Annotated in this window: 16 protein-coding genes and 1 tRNA gene; 6 read left to right on the plus strand and 11 right to left on the minus strand. The window is 63.7% G+C overall.

Annotated features, from left to right (window positions below):
- Nucleotides 1–94 precede the first annotated feature (94 nt).
- Nucleotides 95–859 (plus strand): Npun_F0296 family exosortase-dependent surface protein, encoded by a 765-nt coding sequence (locus ACNAOH_RS08830; protein WP_443969822.1) that lies wholly within the window; start codon nt 95–97, stop codon nt 857–859.
- A gap of 89 nt (nt 860–948) precedes the next feature.
- Here ACNAOH_RS08830 and glgC read toward each other — a convergent pair whose 3' ends face one another.
- The 3 genes from glgC to ACNAOH_RS08845 are packed head-to-tail and all read right to left on the minus strand — an operon-like array spanning nt 949 to nt 6,810.
- Nucleotides 949–2,211, minus strand: coding sequence for a glucose-1-phosphate adenylyltransferase (gene glgC / locus ACNAOH_RS08835; RefSeq protein ID WP_443969823.1), 1,263 nt, complete (start codon nt 2,209–2,211; stop codon nt 949–951).
- Between the two features lie 13 nt (nt 2,212–2,224).
- Nucleotides 2,225–4,393, minus strand: coding sequence for a 1,4-alpha-glucan branching protein GlgB (gene glgB / locus ACNAOH_RS08840; protein WP_443969824.1), 2,169 nt, complete (start codon nt 4,391–4,393; stop codon nt 2,225–2,227).
- Nucleotides 4,390–6,810 (minus strand): glycogen/starch/alpha-glucan phosphorylase, encoded by a 2,421-nt coding sequence (locus tag ACNAOH_RS08845; RefSeq protein ID WP_443969825.1) that lies wholly within the window; start codon nt 6,808–6,810, stop codon nt 4,390–4,392. The genes glgB and ACNAOH_RS08845 overlap by 4 nt, the downstream gene beginning before the upstream one ends.
- Nucleotides 6,811–6,954: 144 nt before the next feature.
- Here ACNAOH_RS08845 and ACNAOH_RS08850 point away from each other — a divergent pair, with 144 nt between their 5' ends.
- Both ACNAOH_RS08850 and ACNAOH_RS08855 read left to right on the plus strand, forming a co-directional pair.
- Nucleotides 6,955–7,962 (plus strand): ligase-associated DNA damage response exonuclease, encoded by a 1,008-nt coding sequence (locus ACNAOH_RS08850; protein WP_443969826.1) that lies wholly within the window; start codon nt 6,955–6,957, stop codon nt 7,960–7,962.
- A gap of 266 nt (nt 7,963–8,228) precedes the next feature.
- Nucleotides 8,229–9,815 carry a cisplatin damage response ATP-dependent DNA ligase gene (locus ACNAOH_RS08855; protein WP_443969827.1) on the plus strand — a complete coding sequence of 529 codons (1,587 nt, stop codon included), beginning with the start codon at nt 8,229–8,231 and terminating at the stop codon, nt 9,813–9,815.
- Nucleotides 9,816–9,887: 72 nt separating this feature from the next.
- Here the strand turns inward: ACNAOH_RS08855 and acnA are convergent, their stop codons facing one another.
- Complete coding sequence (gene acnA, locus ACNAOH_RS08860) at nt 9,888–12,560, minus strand: aconitate hydratase AcnA (RefSeq protein WP_443969828.1); 2,673 nt, start codon at nt 12,558–12,560, stop codon at nt 9,888–9,890.
- Between the two features lie 350 nt (nt 12,561–12,910).
- Here acnA and ACNAOH_RS08865 point away from each other — a divergent pair, with 350 nt between their 5' ends.
- The 3 genes from ACNAOH_RS08865 to ACNAOH_RS08875 all read left to right on the plus strand — a co-directional run bounded on the left by ACNAOH_RS08865 (nt 12,911) and on the right by ACNAOH_RS08875 (nt 15,452).
- Nucleotides 12,911–13,870, plus strand: a complete 960-nt coding sequence (locus tag ACNAOH_RS08865) for a MarR family transcriptional regulator (protein WP_443969829.1) — start codon at nt 12,911–12,913, stop codon at nt 13,868–13,870.
- An 80-nt stretch (nt 13,871–13,950) separates the two neighbouring features.
- A tRNA-Val gene (locus ACNAOH_RS08870) sits at nt 13,951–14,026 on the plus strand.
- 118 nt (nt 14,027–14,144) lie between these two features.
- On the plus strand, nt 14,145–15,452 hold the full coding sequence (locus ACNAOH_RS08875; RefSeq protein WP_443969830.1) for a DUF3422 domain-containing protein: 1,308 nt from the start codon (nt 14,145–14,147) through the stop codon (nt 15,450–15,452).
- Between the two features lie 33 nt (nt 15,453–15,485).
- Here ACNAOH_RS08875 and ACNAOH_RS08880 read toward each other — a convergent pair whose 3' ends face one another.
- The 7 genes from ACNAOH_RS08880 to zapE all read right to left on the minus strand — a co-directional run bounded on the left by ACNAOH_RS08880 (nt 15,486) and on the right by zapE (nt 25,996).
- Entirely contained in the window at nt 15,486–16,979 is a 1,494-nt protein-coding gene (locus ACNAOH_RS08880; protein WP_443969831.1) for a helicase HerA domain-containing protein, read from the minus strand.
- Between the two features lie 126 nt (nt 16,980–17,105).
- A complete protein-coding gene (lpdA, locus tag ACNAOH_RS08885; protein WP_443972093.1) occupies nt 17,106–18,506 on the minus strand; it encodes a dihydrolipoyl dehydrogenase in 1,401 nt (466 codons plus the stop codon).
- 50 nt (nt 18,507–18,556) lie between these two features.
- On the minus strand, nt 18,557–19,837 hold the full coding sequence (gene odhB / locus ACNAOH_RS08890) for a 2-oxoglutarate dehydrogenase complex dihydrolipoyllysine-residue succinyltransferase (protein WP_443969832.1): 1,281 nt from the start codon (nt 19,835–19,837) through the stop codon (nt 18,557–18,559).
- Between the two features lie 3 nt (nt 19,838–19,840).
- Complete coding sequence (locus ACNAOH_RS08895; RefSeq protein WP_443969833.1) at nt 19,841–22,660, minus strand: 2-oxoglutarate dehydrogenase E1 component; 2,820 nt, start codon at nt 22,658–22,660, stop codon at nt 19,841–19,843.
- Between the two features lie 87 nt (nt 22,661–22,747).
- The gene (sucD, locus tag ACNAOH_RS08900; protein ID WP_443969834.1) at nt 22,748–23,632 is read right to left on the minus strand and encodes a succinate--CoA ligase subunit alpha; all 885 of its coding nucleotides are present in this window, start codon (nt 23,630–23,632) and stop codon (nt 22,748–22,750) included.
- Between the two features lie 115 nt (nt 23,633–23,747).
- Nucleotides 23,748–24,710: a malate dehydrogenase gene (gene mdh / locus ACNAOH_RS08905; protein WP_443969835.1), complete on the minus strand. Its 963-nt coding sequence runs from the start codon at nt 24,708–24,710 to the stop codon at nt 23,748–23,750.
- Between the two features lie 167 nt (nt 24,711–24,877).
- Complete coding sequence (gene zapE, locus ACNAOH_RS08910; RefSeq protein WP_443969836.1) at nt 24,878–25,996, minus strand: cell division protein ZapE; 1,119 nt, start codon at nt 25,994–25,996, stop codon at nt 24,878–24,880.
- Between the last annotated feature and the right edge of the window lie 15 nt (nt 25,997–26,011).

Genomic DNA, 26,011 nt, shown 5'->3' on the forward strand with positions numbered 1-26,011 from the left:
TGAAACAGGGGATGGTTAGGAAATAGTAAATGGATTCGTTTCGCGTCCAGCTTAGCGGTATAGGAGCGATCAACAGGGATGTGGGAGACCGAAAATGAAGTATTTGTGGGCGTCGGCGGCAATTGCCGCCGCGATTGTTGGTACAAGCGCAGCGCAGGCTGACACGTTCAATGTGACGATCGAAGCACCGACCGTCCAGAATTCGACGGCGGGCTTTTCGTTCTCCGGCAAGGAGACCTTCAACTCCCGCAGTACCGGGAACAACCAGTCCTTCGTCACGGACTTCGGCACGGGCGGCGTCATCACCGGCACGTACACGGGCGTCGATATCCTCGCAGCCAATCAATATGGCGGGGCGGGCGGCAGCGGCAACTTCGCGAGCACGGCGACAACGAGCGGCTTTTCGCTCAGCCTCAGCACGACGAATTCTGAGGGCATCAACTATTTCGGCTTCTGGCTGTCGGCGCTCGACAGCGGCAATACGCTGACGTTCTCCAAGGCAGGGACGACGCTCTTCACTTTCACACCTTCGGACGTGTTGGCGATGGTGAGCGGTCTGCCCGCTTACTTCGGTAATCCCGATTCGCCTTTCACCGGCAACAACAGCGCCCAGCCCTATGCCTTCCTCAACTTCTACAATGTCGACGGCACCTTCGATAAGGTGACGTTCTCCGAGAGTCCGACGGTTGGCGGCTACGAATCGGATAATCACACTGTGGGCTTCTTCACGGAGCAGGGCGGCACGCCGATTCCTGCGGTCCCTGAGCCTGCAACCTGGGCAATGATGATCGCCGGTTTTGGTCTGGTCGGATCGGCCCTGCGTCGCCGGGTGAGCAAGGTGGCGCTCAGCCACGCCTGAGCCGGCAGCGAACCTAAGCGTTCAAAGTACAATGTCGGGCGTCGTCGGCTGAAGCTGGCGGCGCCCGTTCTTTATCAGGACAAGTCTAATCAGCTTTCCAGCCGGTCGATCATCGGCTTGGTGATCAGGCAGATGCCATTGTCTGACCGGCGGAACCGGCGCGCATCCTCTTCCGGATCCTCACCCACCACCAGTCCCTCGGGAATACGCACACCGCGGTCGACAATCACGCGCGACAGGCGAGCATGCCGACCAATGTTGCTGTAAGGCAGGATCACGGCCTCATCCATTTCGGACCAGCTGCCGGTCTTCACCCCGGTGAACAGCAGGCTGCGCGTCACCTTGCTGCCCGACACGATGCAATCGCCCGAGACAAGGCTCTGGGTCGCCGAGCCCCGCCGCCCTTCCACGTCATGCACGAACTTGGCAGGCGCGGTGATCTCCGAATAAGTCCAGATCGGCCACTCGCGGTCATACATGTTGAGGCGCGGCACCACGTCGGTCAGGTCGATATTAGCTTCCCAATAGGCGTCGATCGTGCCGACATCCCGCCAATATTCGTCGATCTCTTGCGCAGCGCGAATCGCGCTTTGCGAGAAGAGATGCGCGACCGCCTTACCGTGCTTGACGATATAAGGAATGATGTCGCCGCCAAAGTCCCTCTTGCTTCCCGGCGTATCGGCATCGCGCCTGAGCTGGTCGGCCAGAAATTCCGTGGTGAAGACGTAGATGCCCATGGATGCCAGCGCGACATCCGGCTTGCCCGGCATGGCGGGCGGATCCTTGGGTTTCTCCACGAAGCTCGTGATGCGGTGCGTCTCGTCGACGGCCATCACCCCGAAGCCGGTCGCCTCCATGCGGGGCACTTCAAGGCAGCCGACCGTCACGTCCGCGCCCTGCTGCACATGCTGCTGGAGCATGAGCTCATAGTCCATCTTGTAGATGTGGTCGCCGGCAAGGATCACAACATATTTTGGGGCGTAAGCCTCGATGATGTCGATATTCTGGAAGACCGCGTCGGCCGTGCCCTCATACCACTGAAATTCGGAGATGCGCTGCGAGGCGGGGAGGATGTCGAAACTCTCGTTGCGCTCGGGCCGCAGGAAGTTCCACCCGCGTTGCAGATGGCGAATAAGGCTGTGTGCCTTGTACTGGGTCGCGACGCCGATCCTGCGGATGCCGGAGTTGATCGCGTTGGACAGGGCGAAATCGATGATCCGCGTCTTGCCGCCGAAATAGACCGCCGGCTTGGCGCGATTGTCGGTCAGCTCCATCAGGCGGCTGCCTCGTCCCCCGGCGAGCACATAAGCCATGGCGTCTCGCGCGAGCGGCTGGCCGGGTCTTTCGGTCATTGGTCTCTCCTCGCTATTCGCCGTCATGGACCAGAATGAGGGTCGCAAGCGGCGGTAGTGTTATTTGGGCTCCATGGGCGTCCGCGACGACGCTGCCCAGATTGCCCACCCCGCTCCCGCCATAGCTGGCACTGTCGCTGTTCAGCGCCTCGCGCCAGCGGCCGGGCGAGGGGAGTGGCACATGATAGTCATGATGGATCTGGGGCGTCATATTGGCGATGACCGCGACCGGTGCGGCACCCGGTGCGCGGCGCTGCCACGCAAAGACGCTGTTTGCTGCGTCATCGACGATCAGCCAGTCGAACCCCTCCACCTCGCAGTCGCGCGCGTGCAGGGCCGGTTCCTCGCGATAGAGCCGGTTGAGGTCGCGAATGAGGCTGTGCACGCCCTCATGCGCGGGGAACTGCCGCAGATGCCAGTCGAGCGCGCGCTCCTCGCTCCACTCGCCGCGCTGCGCGAATTCCTGCCCCATGAAGAGCAACTTCTTGCCGGGATATCCCCACATCATGGCATAATAGGCGCGCAGATTGGCGAATTGCTGCCAGTCGTCGCCGGACATCTTGGCGAGCAGCGAGCCCTTGCCGTGGACCACCTCGTCATGGCTGAGCGGCAGCACGAAATTTTCGGCGAAGGCGTACATCAGGCCGAAGGTGATGTCGTCATGATGGTGGCGGCGGTGCACCGGGTCGCGCGCCATGTACTGGAGCGTGTCGTGCATGAAGCCCATGTTCCACTTGAAGCCGAAGCCCAGCGACTCGCGCGGGCCGCGTTCATCCGCCGGCAGCGTTACGCCGGGCCAGGCCGTGGACTCCTCAGCGACGGTGAAGATGCCCGGATGCGCGCCATAGAGGGCGCGGTTGGTAGCGCGCAGAAATTCCACGGCCTCCCAGTTCTCGCGTCCACCCTGATCGTTGGGGATCCACTCGTCGCTTTTGCGGCTGTAGTCGCGGTAGAGCATGGAAGCGACCGCATCCACGCGCAGCCCGTCGATATGATAACGTTCGGCCCAGAACAGGGCGTTGTTGAGGAGAAAGCTCGCCACTTCCCGCCGACCGAAATTGTAGATCGCGGTGTTCCAGTCCGGGTGGAAGCCCAGCCGCGGATCTTCATGCTCGTAGAGCGCAGTCCCATCGAAGCGGGAGAGGCCGTGAGCATCTGTCGGGAAATGCGCCGGCACCCAGTCGATCAGGACGCCGATGCCGGCCCGATGCGCGCCATCCACGAAGCGGGCAAAACCTGCCGGATCGCCGAAGCGGGCCGACGGCGCATAGAGGCCGGTCGTCTGATAGCCCCATGAGGGATCATAGGGATGCTCGGAGACGGGCAGGAACTCGATATGCGTGAAGCCCAGATCGAGCACATACGGGATGAGCCGGTCGGCCAGCGCATCCCATGAGAGGAACCAGCCATTTTCATCCCGATCCCAGGAGCCGGGATGCACTTCATAGATCGAGATCGGCACGCGGCGCGGATCGACCGATGCCCAATGGGCACGATGGGCGTCATCTCCCCAGTCCGGCTTGGCGGGCTCGGCTGTGAGAGAGGCTGTGCTCGGGCGCAACTCGCTGGCGAAGGCGAAGGGGTCGGCCTTGAGCGGAAGGATCGCTCCGTCGACGCCGACGATGTGATATTTATACGCGCGGCCCTTTCCGATGTCCGGTAGGAAGATTTCCCACACGCCGATGTCGGACCGGTGGCGCATCACGTGCCTGCGCGGATCCCAGTCGTTGAAATCGCCCACCAGACTGACCTGCCGGGCATTGGGCGCCCATACGGCGAAGTGAAAGCCTTCCGCGCCCTCGTGCGTGATGCGGTGCGCGCCCATCTTGTCGAACAGACGGAAGTGCGTGCCCTGCGCAATCAGTAGGTCGTCGAGCGGACCCAGTACCGGCCCGAAGCTGTATGGGTCCGTCACCCACCATTCCGTGCCGCCGCCGGTCGCCTTGTAGCGGATCGGCTGGCGCTCGCCTTCGACCGTCCCTTCGAACAGGCCTCGCGGGTCGATGCAGTCCAGCGTCCCCAGCTTGCGCTGGGCAAGACTATGGGCTTCGAGCGTCTCCGCGCCCGGTACTATGGCGCGGGCGTGAACGCCTTTTGGGCCTTCATGCGGCCCGAGCAGCGAGAAAGGGTCGGCATGGGTGCCCGAGAGGAGGGCGTCTATCGCCGCCCGGGGTGGCCTCACATGACGCCCCAGATATCGCGCGCATATTCCCCGATGGTGCGATCGGATGAGAACCAGCCGACATTGGCGATGTTACGGATGGCGGATCTGTTCCAGCCCGCCCGGTCCTGCCAGCGTGCGTCGACCGAGCGCTGCGCGGCCGTGTAGCTGTCGAAGTCGGCGGCGACCATGAACCAGTCATGGTCATAGAGGCCAGCCATCAGATCCTTGTAGCGGTCCGGATCGTCTGGTGAGAAGACACCCGAGGCAATGGCATTGACGGCCTGCTGAAGCTCACGCGATTCCTCGATGATTTCGCGCGGCGCATAGCCATTGGCCCGCCGCTCCGCGACCTCTTCGGCAGTGAGGCCGAAGATCACGATATTGTCATAGCCAACATGGTCCTTGATCTCGATATTGGCGCCATCCAGCGTGCCGATCGTCAGAGCGCCATTGAGCGCGAACTTCATGTTGCCGGTGCCGGACGCTTCCATGCCTGCCGTGGAGATCTGCTCGGAAAGATCGGCTGCGGGCATGATCTTCTCAGCCAGAGTCACATTGTAATTGGGCACGAACACCACCTTGAGCAGCCCGCCGACGGAGGGATCGCTGTTGACTCGCCGCGCGATGTCGTTCGCCAGTTTGATGATGAGCTTGGCATTATGATAGCTGGGCGCCGCCTTCCCGCCGAAGATTTTAACGCGCGGTGTCCAGTCGCGTTCCGGGTGGCTGCGGATCTGGTCGTAGAGCGCCACGGTCTCGACGAGATTGAGCAGTTGGCGCTTATATTCGTGGATGCGCTTGATCTGGACATCGAACAGCGCGTCCGGATTGAGCCGCACATTCATGTGATGGCGGAGATAATCGGAGAGCGCCGCCTTGTTCGCGCGCTTCACAGCAGCGATGCGCTCGCCGAACGCTTTATCGTCCGCCAGCGCATTGAGGTCGGCCAGCTTCTCAGCATCGTCCATGAAGGCGTCGCCGATCGACTCCCGGATGAGCGCCGTGAGACCCGGATTGCACTCGAAGAGCCAGCGGCGCGGAGTCACGCCATTGGTCTTGTTGTTGATCCGATCGGGGAACATCGCGTGCAGATCCGCGAAGACGGTCTGCTTCATCAGCTCGGTATGGAGCGCTGCCACGCCATTGACGCTGTGCGCGCCGGTGAACGCCAGGTTCGCCATACGCACGCGCCGCTCGCCGCTTTCCTCGATGATGGAGATGGCCGCGATGGCGCCATCACCCATATTTTTCGTCCTCGCCTCGCGCAGCACCATGGCATTGATCGCATAGACGATCTGCATATGACGGGGCAGCAGGCGCTCAAACAGAGGCAGCGGCCAGCTTTCCAGCGCCTCGGGCAGCAGCGTGTGATTGGTGTAGGCGACCGTGCGCCTGGTAATGTCCCAGGCTTCCTCCAGATCAAGGCCGTGCCCGTCCATCAGCACACGCATCAGTTCCGCGACCGAAACTGCAGGGTGCGTGTCGTTGAGCTGGATCGCCACCTTGTCCGGCAGGGTGCGGATGTCCTTGAAATACTGGACATGGCGGCGGACGATGTCCTGGATGGACGCGGAGGAGAAGAAATATTCCTGCCGCAGGCGCAGTTCCTGCCCCGCCGGAGTCGAGTCGGCGGGGTAGAGCACGCGCACGAGGCTCTCGGCGCGCACCTGATCGGCAAGTGCACCGGCATGATCGCCTGCGTTGAAGGCGTCGAGACGGATCGGGTCCACGGCGCGTGCCGTCCAGAGCCGCAACGTGTTGACGCGCTTGCCGCGCCAGCCAACGACGGGCGTATCGACAGCGGTCGCGACGAGCGTTTCGGCGGGCTTCCATTCCACCGCGCCATCCGCCTCGCCGTTCACTTCTCCACCGAACCCGATGCGGTAGCTGCTTTCGCGCCGTTCGAACTCCCAGGGGTTACCGTGCGCGAGCCAGGTTTCGGGATACTCGACTTGCCAGCCGTCCGCGATGCGCTGGCGGAACATGCCGTTCACATAGCGGATACCGTAGCCATAAGCCGGTATGTCCAGACTCGCGCAGCTCTCCATGAAGCAGGCCGCGAGCCGGCCCAGGCCGCCATTGCCAAGCGCTGCGTCCGGCTCGATCTCCTCGATCATGTCGAGGTCTACGCCATGTTCGGCGAGAGAGGCTTTCACCTCTTCGTTGACCCCCAAATTGGCGAGTGCATCGCGCAGCAGGCGACCGATCAGAAATTCGAGGCTGAGATAATAAACGCGCTTCGATCCATCGGCGACGGCCTGGCGGGAAGAGGTCATCCACCGTTCGATAATGTCGTCGCGCAAGGCATAGATGGTCGCTGCCAGCCAGTCGTGTGGCAGTGCAGCATGTTCATCCTTGCCGATCCGGTGGACCAGCACTTCCAGCAACCGTTCAGGGGTAAGCTTCGATTGAGAGCTACTGAACGCGGTCGCCATAGATGATGCCCCCAGGGAAAATGCTGCGAAGCGAAATTGACCACAGCGCCGCAGGCGCCGCAAGCCTCATAAATCGGCGCCTGCCGATTTTCCCGCGCCAAGCCAATTATGGAACAATTCCACGCCTCGACCCATATTGCCGTCATGGCAACTGCCCACTGGATCGAGCCGCAGCCTACGGGCATTTACGTCCGCCCGGCCGACATGTGGATCGATCCCTCCGAGCCGCGCGCCCGGGCGCTTGTCACGCATGGTCATGCCGATCATGCGCGTGGTGGCCATGGTCAGGTGTGGGCTACGGCGGAGACGCTTGCCATCATGGCGCTGCGCTACGGCGCGCCAGAGGAGCATGCGCGCTCCGTGGGTTACGGCGAGGAGATCGCGCTGGGCGGCGATGTCACCGCCACTTTTCTGCCCGCAGGCCATGTGCTCGGTTCAGCGCAGATACTCCTCGCTCATGCCGGCGAGCGAGTCATCGTTTCCGGGGACTATAAGCGCCGGCCCGATCCGACCTGCCCGCCGTTCGTGGTGACGCCATGCGACATCTTCGTGACCGAGGCGACTTTTGCGCTGCCTGTCTTCCGGCATCCGCCGATCGGAGAGGAAATCGCACGGCTGCTCGAAGCGCGTGAGGCAAATCCGGAGCGCTGCGTCCTTGTCGGGGCCTATGCGCTGGGCAAGGCGCAGCGAGTGATCGCGGAGCTGCGCCGGGCCGGCTATCATGATGTCATCTGGCTGCACGGCGCGCTGGAGCGCATGTGCCGACTTTACGAAGAGCTGGGCGTCCCGCTGGGAGAGCTGCGTCTGGTGTCGGACGCGCCATCGAAGGAGGCGTTGCGCGGCGCAATCATCCTGTGTCCGCCCTCCGCGCTCAATGATCGCTGGAGTCGCCGCCTGCCCGATCCGATCAGCGCCATGGCTTCGGGCTGGATGCGCATTCGCCAGCGCGCACGCCAGCGCAACGTCGAGCTGCCGCTGGTCATTTCCGACCATGCCGATTGGGACGAGCTGACTCGGACGATCGAGGAAGTCGATCCGGCCGAGACGTGGATCACGCATGGACGCGAGGATGCGCTGCTCCACTGGTGCGCCATGCACCAGCGCCGCGCACGCGCGCTCGCCTTGATCGGCTATGAGGATGAGGACGACTAGGGCGGTGTGGATCCTTTCCACCTGGCCGCGGCTTGAGTCCAAAAGGCCGTGGGCCAGAAGAGAGCGAGGCGAATAGTGGGACTATTGAACGAGCGAACGACGCCGCCCACGGCCTTTTGGGCCAAGTCCTTCGGATGGCGTGATGCGGGCAAATGGCTTCGTCGCTCCACTCATCCGGGGGGCAAGCCCCGCATTTCGCAGAGCTCCTTGCCCTTCATCCCGCATCGCGCCACCCCGGCTCATGCGGAAAGGGTCCACACCGCCTAATGCAGCGCTTCGCCGCCCTGATCGACGGTCTCGTCTATACCCGCTCGCGCAACGGCAAGCTGGCGCTCATCGCCGATTACATGCGCGAGGCGCCTGACCCGGATCGCGGTTGGGCTCTCGCCGCGCTCACGGGTGCGCTGGACATCGCGGCGGTCAAGCCTGCGCAGGTTCGCGCCATGATCGAAGAACGCTGCGACCCGGTGCTCTTCGCGCTGAGCCGTGACTATGTCGGCGACACCGCAGAGACGATCGCGTTGATGTGGCCGGAGCCACCCGGCCAGCAGCCCGACCCACCCGGCGTCTCGGAAGTGGTCGACGCCCTGCGCGCCACGAGCCGCGCTCATGCTCCCGCACTGGTCGCCGCGTTCATGGATCGGCTGGACGCGGAGGGGCGCTATGCGCTTGTGAAGCTCGCCACGGGCGGGATGCGTGTGGGCATCTCCGCGCGCTTGGCCAAGACCGGGTTCGCGCTCGCGTTTGGGCTGGAGGCGGATGCAGTGGAGGAGGTCTGGCACGCCCTGACTCCGCCCTATGCGCCGCTCTTCGCATGGGCGGAAGGGAAGGGGCTGCGCCCGGATCCGGAAGGCGTGCCCTATTTCCGGCCGTTCATGCTCGCCCATCCGCTGGAGGACACCGTGCTCGACCTCGCCGATTACGCGGCGGAGTGGAAGTGGGACGGCATTCGAGTGCAGATCGTAAGCCAAGGCGGCGCGGTGCGGCTCTACAGCCGGGGCGGGGACGACATTACCGGCGCCTTCCCGGAAATTGCCGGGGCGATCGGGATCGACGCCGTGCTGGATGGTGAGTTGCTGGTGCGCGGAGAAGCGCAAGGAGCGGCGGAACATGGTGGCGCTGCCGCCAGCTTCAACGCCCTTCAACAGCGCCTTGGCCGCAAACTGGTCAGCGAGAAGATGCAGGCGGAATATCCCGTGTTCGTCCGCCTCTACGATGTGTTGATCGAGGGGGGTGAAGATCTTCGCGAAAAGCCATGGACGGCGCGTCGCGCGCGGCTGGAGGCGCTGGTGCCCCGGCTCGATCCCATGCGGTTCGATCTGTCGATTATTATCGGCGCGGCCGACTTCGATGCGTTGGCCGATCTTCGCGCCGGAGCACGCGATGCCGCGATCGAGGGCGTGATGCTCAAGCGGCGGGACAGTGCCTATGTGCCTGGGCGGCGCACTGGCCTGTGGTACAAGTGGAAGCGCGATCCGCTCACGGCTGACTGCGTGATGATGTATGCCCAGCGCGGCAGCGGCAAGCGCTCGTCCTTCTATTCGGACTATACCTTCGGCTGCTGGACGGATGCGGGTGAACTGCTGCCCGTCGGCAAGGCCTATTCCGGCTTCACCGACGCCGAACTGAAGGAGCTGGACCGATTCGTGCGCCAGAACACGGTCAAGCGCTTTGGGCCCGTGCGTGAAGTGGAGAAGACGCTGGTGCTGGAGGTCGCTTTCGATTCCATCCACGCAAGCAAACGGCACAAATCCGGCCTTGCCATGCGCTTCCCCCGAATTCACCGCATCCGCACCGACAAACCGGCGGAAGAGGCGGACAGCATTGCCACGCTGATGAAGCTGGTCACTTAGCGCGGCGGAATCGAAAAAGGCGGCCCGTTTCCAGACCGCCTTTTCGCTAAATCGAATATGACCGGACTGCCCTCAGGCTGCGAGCTTCCGCAGCACATATTGCAGGATGCCGCCGTTGAGGAAGTAGTCCAGCTCGTTGACCGTATCGATGCGGCAGAGCGCAGTGAAGCTGAAGGTCGAGCCGTCGGCCCGCGTCACCTGCACCTCCACATCCTGCCGGGGTTTGAGGCCCGAGACACCGGTGATGGTGAAGCTCTCGTCGCCGGTGAAGCCGAACGTATCTTTGCTCTCGCCATTCTTGAACTGGAGCGGGAGGACGCCCATGCCCACCAGGTTGGAGCGGTGGATGCGCTCGAAGCTTTCGACGATCACGGCGCGCACGCCCAGCAGGTTGGTGCCCTTGGCCGCCCAGTCGCGTGAGGAGCCGGTGCCATATTCCTTGCCGCCGATGACGACGAGCGGCGTGCCGTCCGCCTTGTGCTTCATCGCCGCGTCATAGATCGGCATCACTTCGCCGGCGTAGCGAGTCATGCCGCCCTCGATCCCGTCCAGCATCAGGTTCTTGATGCGGATGTTGGCGAACGTGCCGCGCATCATCACTTCGTGATGGCCACGGCGCGATCCGTAGCTGTTGAAGTCCGCCTGGGCCACCTGATGCTCGGAGAGCCACTTGCCTGCCGGGCTGGTCGCCTTGATCGCACCGGCCGGAGAGATGTGGTCGGTCGTGATCGAATCGCCGAAGATCGCGAGCGGCTTGGCATCGACGATGTCGGTAACCGGTGCCGGGGTCATGGTCATGCCCTCGAAATAGGGCGGGTTGGCGACATAGGTTGAGCCCGCGCGCCAGCTGTAGGTCGCCGTGCCCGTCACATCGATCGCCTGCCAGCGCGCATCACCAGTGAAGACGGTGGCGTAGCGGCTCTCGAACATCTCGCGGGTCAGCGCGCCGTCCATCACCGAGCGAACCTCGTCATTGGAGGGCCAGATGTCCTTGAGATAGACGTCCTGACCGTCCTTGCCGGTGCCGATCGGGGTGGCGACGAAGTCCTGCGTCACTGTGCCCTTGAGCGCATAGGCGACGACCAGCGGCGGGGAAGCGAGGAAGTTGGCGCGCACATCCGGGCTGACGCGACCTTCGAAGTTGCGATTGCCCGAAAGGACGGAGGCGGCCACGATGTCGTTGCCGTTGATCGCCTTGCTGATTGGTTCGGCCAGCGGGCCGGAGTTGCCGATGCAGGTCGTGCAGCCATAGCCAACGAGGTTGAAGCCGACCTGATCGAGATAATCCTGAAGGCCGGCCTTCTCCAGATAATCGGTGACGACCTGGCTGCCCGGAGCGAGCGAAGTCTTGACCCATGGTTTTGGCTTGAGGCCGTACTCGACTGCCTTCTTGGCGACGAGACCCGCTGCGATCAGCACGGAGGGGTTGGACGTATTGGTGCAGCTGGTGATTGCGGCGATCACCACATCGCCATCGCCGATGTCGTAGTCTTCGCCCTCGATCGCGACGCGTTCCGGCACGCCCTTCTTGTACACCTTCTCGAGATCGGTGTTGAACACGTCGTCCACCTGATCGAGCAGCACCTTGTCCTGCGGGCGCTTGGGGCCGGCGAGGCTTGGCAGCACCGATCCCATGTCCAGCTCCAGCGTGTCGGTGAAGAAGGGATCGCTGGCGCCGTCATGCCAGAAGCCCTGCGCCTTGGCATAGGCTTCCACCATGGCGATCTGCGCTTCGTCACGGCCCGTGAGGCGCATGTAGTCGAGCGTCTTGCCGTCGATCGGGAAGAAACCGCAGGTCGCGCCATATTCCGGCGCCATATTGCCGATCGTCGCGCGGTCGGCGAGGCTGAGCGCGGAGACGCCCGGCCCGAAGAACTCGACGAAGCGGCCGACCACGCCTTTGGCGCGCAGCATCTGGGTGACGGTGAGCACGAGATCGGTCGCCGTGATGCCCTCGGCCAGCGCGCCGGTCAGCTTGAAGCCGACCACTTCGGGGATGAGCATGGAGACAGGCTGACCGAGCATTGCAGCCTCGGCCTCGATACCACCCACGCCCCAGCCGAGCACGCCAAGGCCATTGACCATCGTCGTGTGGCTGTCCGTGCCGACGCAGGTGTCGGGGTATGCGACGGTCGCGCCGCTGGCATCCTCGCTGGTCCACACGGCCTGCGCGACGTGCTCGAGATTCACCTGGTGGCAGATGCCGGTGCCGGGAGGGACGACCTTGAAGTTATCGAGGCTCTTGCTGCCCCATTTCAGGAAGTCGTAGCGCTCCATATTGCGCTGATACTCGAGCTCGACATTGTCCTCGAATGCCTTGGGTGTGCCGAACTCGTCGACCATCACCGAGTGGTCGATGACGAGGTGGACGGGCACCTGCGGATTGATCTTGGCGGCATCCGCGCCGAGCGCGTTCATCGCGTCGCGCATCGCAGCGAGATCGACCACGCAGGGGACGCCGGTAAAATCCTGCATGAGGACACGTGCCGGACGATACTGGATTTCCCGCTCAGACTTGCCCTTGTCCTTCTGCCAGTCGACGATTGCCTGAATGTCGTCAGTGGTCACCGTCACGCCGTCCTCGAAACGGAGCAGGTTTTCCAGCAGCACCTTCATCGAGAAGGGGAGCCTCGAGACGTCGCCGAACTTCGCGGCGGCCTTCTTGAGCGAGTAGTAGGCGTAGCTCTTGCCACCGACAGCCAGCGTGTCGCGCGTGCCGAGCGTATCCTGTCCCACAGCGGTCATGGTGATCGTCTCCCCTGGAGCTGGTGCCAGCGGGCGAGCGATCCAGCGCGGCGCCGCGGCTATGGTGCAATTGATGCAGCGCAATAACGGCTGGGCAGGCGCTGTCAACGTCAGCAGACTTGCGAGCTAGGGTCAAAGCGGTCTGCGACGAGATACTATGAGCGGCGCGACCCCAAGTGCAGATGATCGGTTTGGACCCACCCGACATCAAAGGCGCGTTGCGTCTCCTAAATCATTCGCTTCCAGAACAAGGTGGGTTCAAAACCGTCCCGAAATGGCGCATGGCCGACGCGGGCGCACATGACAGAATGGCGCGTAAAGCACTCAAAATCGGAGTAGAGGCGATGGATATGGCGGAAGATAGCCGCGCCACTGTATTGATTTGCGGCTTCAGCGCCCTCCAGCCTGACCTGTCTTCGCTAGCCCACGCCCTGGGCCAGCGTGTGTTTTCGCAAGTCACTCTGGATGAGCTGCCGAAGCGACTGGTGCAAACCGCCGCACTGGACGTTCTGGTCCTGGACCTGCGCGGCGGCCTGACGAATGCACGAGCGCAAGACGCTTTGATCCGCGCCAATGATGAGCGGAAAGAACTCCCCTTTTGCCGACTTGTCGTTCTGTTCGATATCGAGGCGATCGACTTTGTCTTTGCTGAACTGAACGGGCCGGAGTGCACGCTTCTGTGCCAGCCCGCCCTGCCCGATATCGTGACGGCGCTTGCGGTTTCCGGGTTGGAGGCCCGAGAGAATCATAAGGCGAGCCTGTCGGATGTCACAGGTGACGCGGATTCGTCCCGTCTTGATAAGCTGAGTGAGGAAGTCCGCCGTCTTGCTGCCACTATCGAGCGGCTTGTGGGAGGAGAGGCGCGCTCGCCCAGCTTTGTGAACGAGAACGAGCGACCATATCGCGGACCTGCAGTGGAGCAGCCGAAGGGGAAGGTGGAGGCAGGATCGCCTCCCGACCATGGCGAGATAAGGGCGCTCATTCGGATACGGCGATTGCGCGAGCGCTTCCTGCCGGAGGACCTCTTTGCCGACCCGGCGTGGGATATGCTGCTGGATCTTTTCGCCGCGCGTCTGGCAGGGGAGCGAGTCTCCGTCTCCAGCCTCTGCATCGCTGCCGCCGTGCCGCCGAGTACGGCACTGCGATGGATCGGTCAGTTGACCGATCGCGGTATTTTCCAACGTGTTGACGATCCGGTCGATGGACGGCGAGCATTCATCGAGCTGTCGGACAAGGCAGCGCAGGCGCTTTCTGCGTGGGCACAGGCAGTTCGCGCAAGCGGGGGCGTGCTTGGCCCCAAGGCGAGCTGAACGTCTCGTGGCGCGGGTATTGCGGCATCTACTTTACCCGAGCGGCGAAACAGGCTAGGCGCGGCGCCGCGCAAGAGCGCGGGCGATTAGCTCAGTTGGTAGAGCGTCTCGTTTACACCGAGAATGTCGGCGGTTCGAGCCCGTCATCGCCCACCATGACCCCCGGCGGTAGCCCCAGTGGACAGGCTGATGGGGCGCCGATACAGTCTTTCACGATCTTCGTCGCGAGAGGCGAAGCGGGGACAGAGAGCATGACGCGGAATATTCCGCGCACATGACGGGGGAGATGATGGAGCACGCACAGTTCGATCATCCCTTGCGCGATACCCTCACGGCCGAAATGCATCAGCGCAAGTTTCTGACTGCTCGCGCTTCATCGCAGCTTTATCAGTCGCTCGTCATTGCCGACGAGAAGGACGCGTGGCGCAGCCTGCAGACGCTCGTGTCGGCATGGCCGGACGCGCCACCAGTGAGAGAAGGCGCGCGCTATTATCGCTGCCCGGTCGGTGAGGGCGAGTTCGTGTGGGAAGCGCACACCGAGTTCGTGACCTACACACTCATTCAGCCACTTTCCGCAGGCGACCGGCTTCCGCCCGAAGGCTTGCCGGTGGTGGACCTGCCTTGGAAGGACAGTCTTCCCGGCGCGATCATGCGGTCCACGCACATGCTGTTCCTGGGCGCCGAATGGGAAGAGCCGGAGCGCTCGCAGCATCTTCAGTCGCAATTCTCGTTTCCGGACCTCATCCTTTGTGATGTGGCCGGGTCCAGCGCGCGGGTCTATTCCGATTTCCGCCGCCATGGCGATGCCGGCAGGATCATCGTCGTCGATCATGGACTGTGCGGAAACGAGGCGGCCCATGTTCTCCAGCAGCTCCTGGAGCTAGGCAACTACCGAAAAATGGCCTTGCTGGGTCTGCCAGTCGCGCGCAGCGCCATCGCGCGATTGCGCGCGCTTGAGCTTCGCCTCGCCAATGTCACGCGTGACATCGCGCGGGAAAGCTCGGCCACGGCCGATTTGCTCGCTGAGGTTTCGGGCATCAGCGAGGAGCTGGCTGCTATCCATGTCGAGACCAGCTACCGGCTCGGCGCATCGAAGGCCTATGGCACGCTGGTGGAAGATCGGCTTCGCGGACTGGAAGTGACGCGGGTGCGCGGCTTTCTGGCGCTCGACCAGTTTACCGAGCGGCGGCTGGCGCCCGCATTGCGGACGTGCGAATCGCTGGCGGCGAGGCTGAGCGATCTATCGGCGCGTGCCCACTCGACCAGCGCACTGCTCCGCACACGCCTGGACCTCGCTCTCGCCGAGCAGAACAATGCCCTGCTCCGCTCGCTCGATCAGCGCGGACAGGCCCAGCTTCGCTTGCAGCAGACGGTCGAGGGGCTCTCGGTCGCGGCGATCAGCTATTATGTGCTGGCGCTGGTCGGCTACATGCTGGAGGCGCTCCATCTCGTCTCCCTTCCGGCGTCGAGCGAGATCATCCACGCCTTGCTCGTGCCGGTGATCGTGTTCCTCGTCTGGTCCATTGCGCGGCGGCATCGTCGCGCGGCATTGGAAGAGGGCGCGGACGTCTCCGGGCATTAGTCTGGCCGGACATTGGATGCCGGCGCTCGCCGGTTACGCTTCGAGTGGTGCGGTGGTCAGGCCGAGATCTGGGATGGTGACGGATCGCCGTCCGCTGAAATCGGTCCGCACCACGATCAGGCCGCTCTTTTCGAAATGGTCGAGAAGGCGGCGGATGCGTCCGGGCGAGCGCGTGCCATAAGCGCGGGCGAGCTGCGCATCGTCAGGGCAGGGTGCGCCGTCTCTCGCGGCCCGCGCGAGAACGAGGAAGGGCGCGAGCAGGTCTTCCGGCACCTCGGCGGCGACCCGCAGAATCTCGGTGTCAGTGCCTCCCGGCCGGTCGTCGAGGCCCGCGAGAGCGGCAGCGAAGCGTCGCCGGAACTGCGCCAGATTGGTGCCGGTGGCACTCACGCGCCGCATCCGGCAACGAACCGAGAAATCCTGGAAAAGCACGGCTGGCGGCTGGAAGGTGCAGTCGTCCTCCTGCGCCATTTCGGCCAGGATTTCCGCGATAGCCGGTTCCGGATCGGCTGGTGCAGGCGCGGACGAATCTTCCCGGGCTGGCGCTGCGTCTTCCACGTTATCCTGCCCCGCCTCGATCCGCATCATGAGGTCGTCCGCTGCAATTGCCGGGGCGGGGGTGGCGATCGTTGCTTCCGCGATGTCCAAGCCCGGCAGGCCGCGATCGTCCGCTGACAGGTCATCGTGAATGAGCGCGAACAGATCCTCTCCCGAAACATCGGGTGGCGGCGCCAGCGCGTGCGAGACTGCGCGCGAGCCCGTCTGCACCGAGCCGATCCGCACGGACAGCGGCCGACGCGTAATCGCAGGACCAAGTCCCAGAAAATGCCCGCGCTGGAGATCGCGTATCTGTTCGGCCTGCCGCCGCTCCATCCCCAGAAGATCGGCGGCGCGCGCCATATCAATATCCAGGAACGTGCGGCCCATCAGGAAGTTGGACGCTTCCGCCGCGACGTTCTTGGCGAGCTTGGCAAGGCGCTGGGTCGCGACGATGCCCGCCAGCCCGCGCTTCCGGCCCCGGCACATCAGATTGGTCATGGCGGCGAGCGAGAGACGGCGCGCCTCGTCGCTCACGTCGCCTGCGACTGCCGGTGCGAACATTTGCGCTTCGTCCACGATAACGAGGGCGGGGAACCATTGTTCGCGCGGGGCATCGAAAAGCGTGGAGAGAAAGAGCGCGGCGCAGCGCATCTGCGCCTCGATTTCGAGGCCATCCAGTGCGAGCACGACAGAGGCGCGATGCTGCCGGATGCGCGATGCCAGCCGGGCGATCTCACCGCCCGAATAAGCCGCGCCGTCGATCACCACATGCCCGAAGGGTTCGGCGAGCGTGACGAAGTCCCCCTCGGGGTCGATCACCACTTGCTGAACGAGGGACGCGCTCTCTTCCAGCAGACGGCGCAGCAGGTGCGATTTGCCTGAGCCGCTGTTGCCCTGAACGAGCAGGCGAGTCGCCAGCAACTCCTCTATGTCGATGCGGACAGGCGCACCCGAGGGATCGGTGCCGATTTCAACGAATGCGCTCACGTGCCGGGGCATACAAAGCTATCCCCGCACGCGGAAGGGCGCGAGGGCAGTTTTCCACAGATATTCTGGCTCTTCGCGGCGAGCGGAGAAAGCGCAGAACGGCGCGGGGTGGTCCGCCGATCCTCGTCAGATGTGGATGGGCTTGCCGGTCACGGCCATCGCCGCTTCCTTGATCGCCTCATTGTGCGTCGGGTGCGCGTGGCAGGTATAGGCGATATCCTCGCTCGAGGCGCCGAATTCCATCGCCTGCGCGACCTGCGCGATCATCGTGCCGGCGACGGATGCAATGATCCACACACCCAGCACCTTGTCGCTCTCGGCGTCCGCGATCACCTTCACGAAGCCATCCGGCTCGTGATTGGTCTTGGCGCGCGAGTTGGCGAGCATCGGGAACTTGCCGACCTTGATCGCGCCCTTCTCCTTGGCCGCTTCCTCGGTGAGGCCCACGCCGGCGATTTCCGGCATGGTGTAGACGACGCTCGGGATCACGTCATGGTTCACGATGCCCGTGAGGCCAGCGATATTCTCCGCGACGGCAATGCCTTCGTCCTCGGCCTTGTGCGCCAGCATCGGGCCGGGGATCACATCGCCGATCGCCCAGACGCCGGGCACCTTGGTGCCGAATTCATGGTCGGTCTCGATCTGGCCGCGCTTGTTGAGCTCCAGGCCGATCTTGTCGAGGCCAAGCCCGTCCGTATTAGGACGGCGGCCGATGGAAACCAGCACCACATCCGCTTCGATCGTTTCGGCAGGGCCGCCTGCGGCGGGCTCCAGCGTCAGCGTGGCGGTCTTGCCGTTCACGCTCGCGCCCGTGACCTTGGTGGAGAGCTTGAACTCGATGCCCTGCTTGCGGAAGATCTTGTTCGCTTCCTTGCGCACGTCGCCGTCCATGCCGGGCAGGATCTGGTCGAGATATTCGACGACCGTGACCTTCGCGCCCAGGCGGCGCCATACGCTGCCCAGTTCCAGCCCGATCACGCCGCCACCGATGACGACCATGTGACCCGGCACCTTGTCCAGCTCAAGCGCGCCGGTTGAATCGACGATGACGCCCTTGCTGTTGTCCACGTCCACGCCGGGCAGCGGCGTGACCGACGAGCCGGTCGCGATGATGATGTTCTTCGCGCTCTTCTTCTCGCCGGCCACTTCGACAGTGTGAGCATCGACGAAAGTCGCATGTCCCTTCAGCCAGTCGATCTTGTTCTTCTTGAAGAGGAACTCGATGCCTCCCGTGAGGCCCTTCACGGCGTCGACGCGCTGACCCTGCATGGTGGGCAGGTCGAGCTCGGGCTTCACCTTGATGCCGAGCTTGGCGAAGGTGCCGCCCGCCGCCGCCTCGAAATATTCGCTGGCGTGGAGCAGCGCCTTGGAAGGAATGCAGCCGACATTGAGGCAGGTGCCGCCCAGCGTCTCCCGGCTCTCCGCGCAGGCGGTCTTCAGGCCGAGCTGTGCCGCCCGGATCGCCGCGACATAGCCGCCTGGCCCGGAGCCGATCACGATTACGTCATAGTCGAACTGGTCTGCCATCATTCACTCCATCAAATACTCCTGCCTTCGCAGGAGCACTGCTTTTTTCCTTACAGATCGATCAGCAGTCGGGTCGGGTCCTCGATCGCGTTTTTCACCGCGACAAGGAAGGTCACGGCCTCGCGTCCGTCGATCAGGCGGTGATCGTAGGAGAGGGCGAGATACATCATCGGGCGGATGACGATCTGGCCATTGCGGACGACCGGACGCTCTTCGATGCGGTGAAGGCCGAGCACCGCCGACTGCGGAGGATTGATGATCGGTGTGGACATGAGGCTGCCGAAGACGCCGCCATTGGAGATGGTGAAGGTGCCGCCCTTCATGTCTTCCATGGTGAGCGTGCCTTCCTTGGCGCGCTTGCCGAAGTCGCCGATCGTCTTCTCGATCTGAGCGACGCTCATGCTCTCCGCATTGCGGATCACCGGCACGACGAGTCCGTTCGGGGCTGAGACGGCCACGGAGATGTCAGCGAAATCGTTATAGACGATCTCATCGCCCTCGATCTGTCCGTTGACGCCGGGGATGTCCTTCAGCGCCATGCACACGGCCTTGGTGAAGAAGCCCATGAAGCCCAGACGGACGCCATGCTTCTTCTCGAAGAGGTCCTTATACTTCGCGCGCGCCTCGATGACGTTGGTCATGTCGACATCGTTGAAGGTGGTGAGCAGCGCCGCGTTGTTCTGCGCTTCCTTCAGCCGCTTGGCGACCGTCTGGCGCAGGCGGGTCATCTTCACGCGCTCTTGCGCGCGGCTCGGCCCGGTTGCGGTGGCGCCAGCGGTAGCCGGTACGGCAGCGGCGGGCGCTGCGGCGACGGCCGTGCCGGCGCTGATCGCGGCCATCACGTCATCCTTGGTCAGGCGTCCGTCCTTGCCCGTGCCGCCGATCTTGCTGGGGTCGAGGCCATGCTCGAGCACCAGCCGACGTACGGCGGGAGACAGGGTGGCGGCGCCCGGCGTGCTCTCCGCATTTGCGGGGGCCGGAGCGGGCGTGCTGGTCGAGGCGGCAGGTGCAGCAGCCTGAGCGCTTGCCGACGCGGGCGGCGGAGCAGCGGCGGGCGCTTCAGCTTTGGCAGGGGCGGGGCTGGCACCGGCGGCGCCTTCCGCCACGGTCGCAATCACCGCGCCCACATTGACCGTGTCGCCTTCCTTGGCGAGTTGCTCGCCCAGAACACCTGCGACGGGCGAGGGCACGTCGATCGCGACCTTGTCGGTCTCCAGGCTGGCGATGGGCTCATCGAGCGCGACGGCCTCGCCGGGCTTTTTGAGCCATTGGCCCACGGTCGCTTCGGTAACGGACTCGCCCAGTGCGGGAACCTTGACTTCAGTGGCCATGAATCAGCCTTTCTTCTGGCGCTTGATTTCGGTGCGGACGCTGTGGCCCAGGGCATCGGCGATGAGCGCGCCCTGCTCGGCAAGGTGGCGCTTGGCAAGGCCGGTGGCCGGCGATGCGGAAGCCTTGCGGCCGGCATAACGCGCGCGCATCGGCGCCTTGCCTGCATCCTTGAGGGCCTGTTCGATGAACGGTTCGACGAAGAACCAGCCGCCATTGTTGCGGGGCTCCTCCTGACACCACACGATGTCCTCAAGCGCGGTCATGCGCTTGATACGGACGGCGAGTGCGTCGGTCGGGAACGGATAAAGCTGTTCGACGCGAACGATCTGCGTGCTCTTGTCGTCCGCCGCGTCGCGCGCTTCGATCAGGTCGTAGGCGACCTTGCCCGAGCAGAGCACGAGCCGCTTCGTCTCCGTGTCGGCCGCGCCGTTCGGATCAGAAAGGATGCGACGGAAGTGCGTTTCGCCCAGGAAGTCCTCGGCCTTGCTCACCGCCATCTTGTGCCGCAGCAGCGACTTGGGCGTCATGAGGATCAGCGGCTTGCGGAACGGACGCAGCATCTGCCGGCGCAGAATGTGGAAATAATTGGCCGGCGTCGTGCAGTTGGCGACCTGGATGTTCCCTTCGGCGCAGAGCTGGAGATAGCGCTCCAGTCGTGCAGAGCTGTGCTCCGGCCCTTGGCCCTCATAGCCGTGCGGCAGCAGGCAAACGAGACCGTTGGCGCGCAGCCACTTGCTCTCCGATGAAGAGATATACTGGTCGAAAATGATCTGGGCGCCGTTGGCGAAGTCGCCGAACTGCGCTTCCCAGAGCACCAGCGTCTTTGGATCGGCCATGGCATAGCCATATTCGAAGCCGAGCACGCCATATTCGGACAGCGGCGAATCCAGCACTTCGAACCGGCCATGCGGCACAGTCGTGAGCGGAATATATTTGTTCTCGCTCTGCTGATCGACCCAGACGGCGTGTCGCTGCGAGAAGGTGCCGCGGCCGGAGTCCTGCCCCGAAAGGCGAACGCCATAGCCCTCCGAAAGGAGCGAGCCGAAGGCCAGCGCCTCGCCGGTCGCCCAGTCGAAATTCTCGCCAGAGCGGAACATCTCGGCTTTCGCGTCGAGGATGCGGCGCAGCGTCTTGTGGACGTTGACGCCCTCCGGCACCGTCGTCAGCGTGCGGCCCAGGCTCTCGAAGAGCTTGGGAGAAATCGCCGATTCGACGCTCTTGCGCGCGGTTTCGACGTCGGCGGGTTGATGCAGGCCGGACCAGCGGCCGGCGAACCAGTCCGCCTTGTTGGACTTGTAGCTTTTCGCCGCCTCGAACTCGTCCTCGAGATTGGTGACGAACCCGTCCGTCACTTCCTTCGTGAACGCGTCGTCGATCACGCCTTCGGACGCGAGCCGGGCCGCATAGACCTCGCTCACCGGCGGGTGTTGGCGAATGCGCTCGTACATGAGCGGCTGCGTGAAGCTCGGTTCGTCGCCCTCATTGTGGCCGAAGCGGCGATAGCACCACATGTCGATCACGATGTCGCGATGGAAGGTCTGGCGATAGTCGATCGCCAGCTTGCAGGCGAAGGTCACGGCTTCGGGATCGTCGCCGTTCACATGCAGGATCGGCGCCTGCACGCCCTTGGCAACGTCGCTGGGATAAGGCGAGCCGCGCGAGAACTGCGGGCTGGTCGTAAAGCCGATCTGGTTGTTGACGACGAAGTGGATGCAGCCGCCGGTGTTGTAGCCGTTGACGCCCGAAAAGCCGAAGCACTCCCAGACGATGCCCTGCCCAGCGAACGCCGCGTCGCCATGGATGAGCACGGGGAGCACCTGCTCGTGATTCGCCAGATCGTCGCGGAAGGTCTGCTGCGCGCGCACCTTGCCGAGCACCACCGGGTCCACCGTTTCGAGATGCGACGGGTTGGGCACGAGGCTCATATGCACCTTGATGCCGTCGAACTCGCGGTCCGTGCTGGTGCCGAGGTGATACTTCACGTCGCCCGATCCGCCGACATCCTCCGGATTGGCCGTGCCGCCAGAGAATTCGTGGAAGATGACGCGGAAGCCCTTGGCCATCACGTTCGCAAGCACGTTGAGGCGGCCGCGATGGGCCATGCCATAGACGATCTCGCGCACGCCCAGTGCGCCGCCATATTTGATGACGGCTTCAAGGGCGGGGATCATCGATTCGCCACCGTCGAGGCCGAAGCGCTTGGTGCCGACATATTTACGGCCCAGGAACTTCTCGTACTGCTCGCCCTGAATGACCTTCGTGAGGATCGCCTTCTTGCCGGCCGGCGTGAAGTCGATCGACTTGTCGCCACCCTCGATCCGGTCCTGGATGAAGCGGCGCTCCTCCACATCCGAGATATGCATATATTCGAAGCCGACATTGCCGCAGTAGTTTGCGCGCAGGATGGCGACGACTTCGCGCACTGTGCCCCACTCCAGGCCCAGATTGCCGCCCAGATAAACTTTCCGGTCGAGATCCTTGCCGGAGAAGCCATGATATTCCGGCGTCAGGTCGGCCGGCAGATCGCGCTGCGTCAGGCCCAGCGGATCGAGATTGGCGGCGAGATGTCCGCGCACCCGGTAGGTGCGGATCAGCATCATGGCGCGGATCGAATCAGCGGCGGCGGCGGCAATGTCAGCTTCGCTCGCCGGGGCTCCCGTGCCAGCCTTCTTGGCGGCGGCCTTCACAGCCGCCTGCATCTGGGTGGGGTCGAGCGCGGACGTGAGATCGTCCGTCACGTCCATCGGCCAGCCGCGCCGTGCCCAGCTCGGGCCTTGCTCGACTTCTGCCGTCCCGCTGAAATCCTGACCTTCGTAACCCATGGCCTGATCCTCGATCCTTCGTATCCGGCCCCCGCAGGGCGACCTGTCGTCTGGCCCCCGCCAGACGCGGCCAGCTCCGTTACACGCTTAGCCCTTAAGAACTTCCAAGAGCGTGGTTCCCAGCTCGCTGGGGCTCGCCGCGACCTTGATGCCCGCGGCTTCCATCGCCGCGATCTTGCTTTCCGCGTCGCCCTTGCCGCCCGAGACGATGGCGCCGGCATGGCCCATGCGACGGCCCGGAGGGGCAGTGCGGCCTGCGATGAAACCGGCCATCGGCTTTTTGCGCCCCTTCTTCGCCTCATCGATGAGGAACTGCGCGGCCTGCTCCTCGGCGTCGCCGCCGATTTCGCCGATCATGATGATGGACTCGGTGGCGTCGTCAGCCAGAAAGAGCTCCAGCACGTCGATGAAGTTGGTGCCATTGACGGGATCGCCGCCAATGCCGACCGCAGTGGTCTGGCCGAGGCCTGCATTCGAGGTCTGGAACACTGCTTCATATGTAAGCGTGCCCGAGCGGGAGACAACGCCCACGCTGCCCTTCTTGAAGATGGAGCCGGGCATGATGCCGATCTTGCACTCGCCCGGCGTCAGCACGCCGGGGCAGTTCGGGCCGATGAGGCGCGACTTGCTGCCGGAGAGCGCACGCTTCACGCGCACCATGTCGAGCACGGGGATGCCTTCGGTGATCGTGACGATCAGCGGCACTTGTGCGTCGATCGCCTCCAGAATCGAATCGGCAGCGAATGGCGGCGGCACGTAGATGACGCTGGCGGTCGCGCCGGTCTTGGCGACGGCTTCCTCCACCGTGTCGAAGACGGGCAGGCCGATGTGGCTGGTGCCGCCTTTGCCCGGCGTCACGCCGCCGACCATCTGCGTGCCATAGGCCAGCGCCTGCTCAGTGTGGAAGGTGCCGGTCGCACCGGTCATGCCCTGAGTGATGACCTTGGTGTTCTTGTCGACGAGGATGCTCACGAGGATATTGCTCCTTCATGCACGCTGGCGCCGACAACCGGCGCGCAGTTTTGACCCCCTGCGCCCTTCCCGTCACAGGCCGGAGCCGACGGGGAGGGCGTGAGAGCCGTTTAAATCACGCGAGGCTCGGGTCGATGCCCTTGCACGCCACCAGCAGTTCCTTGACCGCGTCGACGCTGACCTGAAGATAGCCCTTGGCCGCCTCGTCCAGCTCGATTTCGACGATCTGCTCCACGCCGCCCGCGCCGATGATGACGGGAACGCCGACATAGAGATCATCGACGCCGTACTGGCCGGAGAGATGCACGGCGGCAGGCAGCAGGCGCTTCTGATCGTAGAGATAGGCTTCGGCCATCGCGATGCCGCTGGTCGCGGGCGCATAGAAGGCCGAGCCGGTCTTGAGGAGGCCGACGATCTCGCCGCCGCCCGAGCGGGTGCGCTGCACGATCGCGTCGATGCGCTCCTGAGTGGAACGGCCCTGCTTGATGAGATCGGGAATGGGGATGCCCGCGACAGTCGAATACTGAACGACCGGAACCATGGTGTCGCCGTGGCCGCCAAGGACGAAACTGTTCACGTCCTTCACAGAGACCTGGAATTCTTCGGCGAGGAAATGGCTGAAGCGCGACGAGTCGAGCACACCGGCCATGCCCACCACCTTGTTGTGGGGCAGGCCCGAAAATTCGCGCAGCGCCCAGACCATCGCGTCGAGCGGGTTGGTGATGCAGATGACGAACGCGTCGGGCGCGTTGGCCTTAATGCCTTCGCCCACGGCCTTCATGACCTTGAGGTTGATGCCGAGCAGATCGTCGCGGCTCATGCCCGGCTTGCGGGCGACGCCGGCAGTGACGATGATGACGTCTGCGCCTGCAATGTCGGCATAATCATTGGAGCCGATGATCTTCGCGTCGAAGCCCTCGACCGGGCCACACTGGGAGAGGTCGAGCGCCTTACCCTGGGGAACACCGTCCACGACATCGAACAGAACGATGTCACCCAAACCTTTAAGCGCTGCCAAATGGGCGAGTGTGCCGCCAATATTGCCGGCGCCGATCAGCGCGATCTTCTTGCGGGCCATCCAATGCTCCTTGGTTCGGGGGGAGTTTTTTCGTGATCGCTGGCCGCCTTATGCCCAAATGGTTACCGTTTCAATGCATGATGTCTCTTCAGAAGGACTTTTATATGCAATTCATTCGCAATATCATTAAATGCCTTCCGTAATCACTTTTCCGCATGTCTGACCCGTCAATCGTTATCGGATCCGTGCGCTAAGGCGAGATATTCGTCCGATTGCATCTCTTCGAGGCGCGATACGGTGCGCTGGAATTCGAAGCTCCCGTCGCCAGTGGGATAGAGGGCATCGGGCGCAGCAGCCGCGCTTGCCAGCAGCTTGACTTTATACTCGTAGAGCGCGTCGATGAGCGTGACGAAACGCGCGGCTTCGTTGCGATTCTCCGGCCCCATGATCGGGATGCCGACGATGATGACCGCGTGAAAATGCCGGGCAATGGCGAGGTAGTCGCTGGCGCCGCGCGCCTCCCCGCACAGCCGCTTGAAGGAGAAGACCGCGACGCCTTTCAGGCTCTTGGGCACGTGAAGAGTTCGCCCGCCGCCCACGTCCAGCTCTTCGCTCGGTACATGGGCGCGATCTTCTGGCGGATAGTCGGTAAGACTGAAGAAGGCGGCGGAGAGTGCTTTGGTCGCAACGTCGTCCGCCGGCACGTGCCATGTCGCCGCTGACCCGAGTCGGTCCCGGCGATAGTCGGTCGGTCCATCGAGCGCGAGGATGTCGAGTCGCGCTTCGAGCAGATGGATAAACGGCACGAAGAGGTCGCGGTTGATTCCGTTCTTGTAGAGATCGCGCGGCGGACGGTTCGAGGTCGCGATTATTGTGACACGCCGCTCGATGAGCGCCGTGAACAGGCGTGAGAGAATCGCTGCGTCCGCGCTGCTGGTTACGAAAAGCTCGTCGAAGCAGAGAACGCGGGTCTCGTCGGCGATCGCTTGCGCGACCTGAATGATCGGGTCGCCCTGCTCGTTTTCGCGCGCGGCGTGCAGGCGTTGATGCACTTCGATCATGAAGGCGTGGAAGTGAACGCGCCGCTTCCGCCGGACGGTCAGCATATCGTAGAACAGCGCCATCAGCATGGTCTTGCCGCGCCCCGCGCCGCCCCAGAGATAGGCGCCACGCACCGGGTCCGGCGTCTTGCCGAACATTTTCCAGATGAGGCTGCCGCGCGGCGGCGCACTTTCCAGTTCCGTCTTCACCCTGTCCAGCAGGGCAACCGCCTTGAGCTGATCAGGGTCGGATCGCACTTCGCCCCGCGCGACCAGCGCGGCATAGGCTTCGGCGAGGCTGGTCATTGCGAGTCGGGCGCG

The sequence above is a fragment of the Sphingobium sp. CR28 genome (assembly GCF_052327305.1).
In the GTDB taxonomy this organism is placed as follows: Bacteria; Pseudomonadota; Alphaproteobacteria; order Sphingomonadales; family Sphingomonadaceae; genus Sphingobium.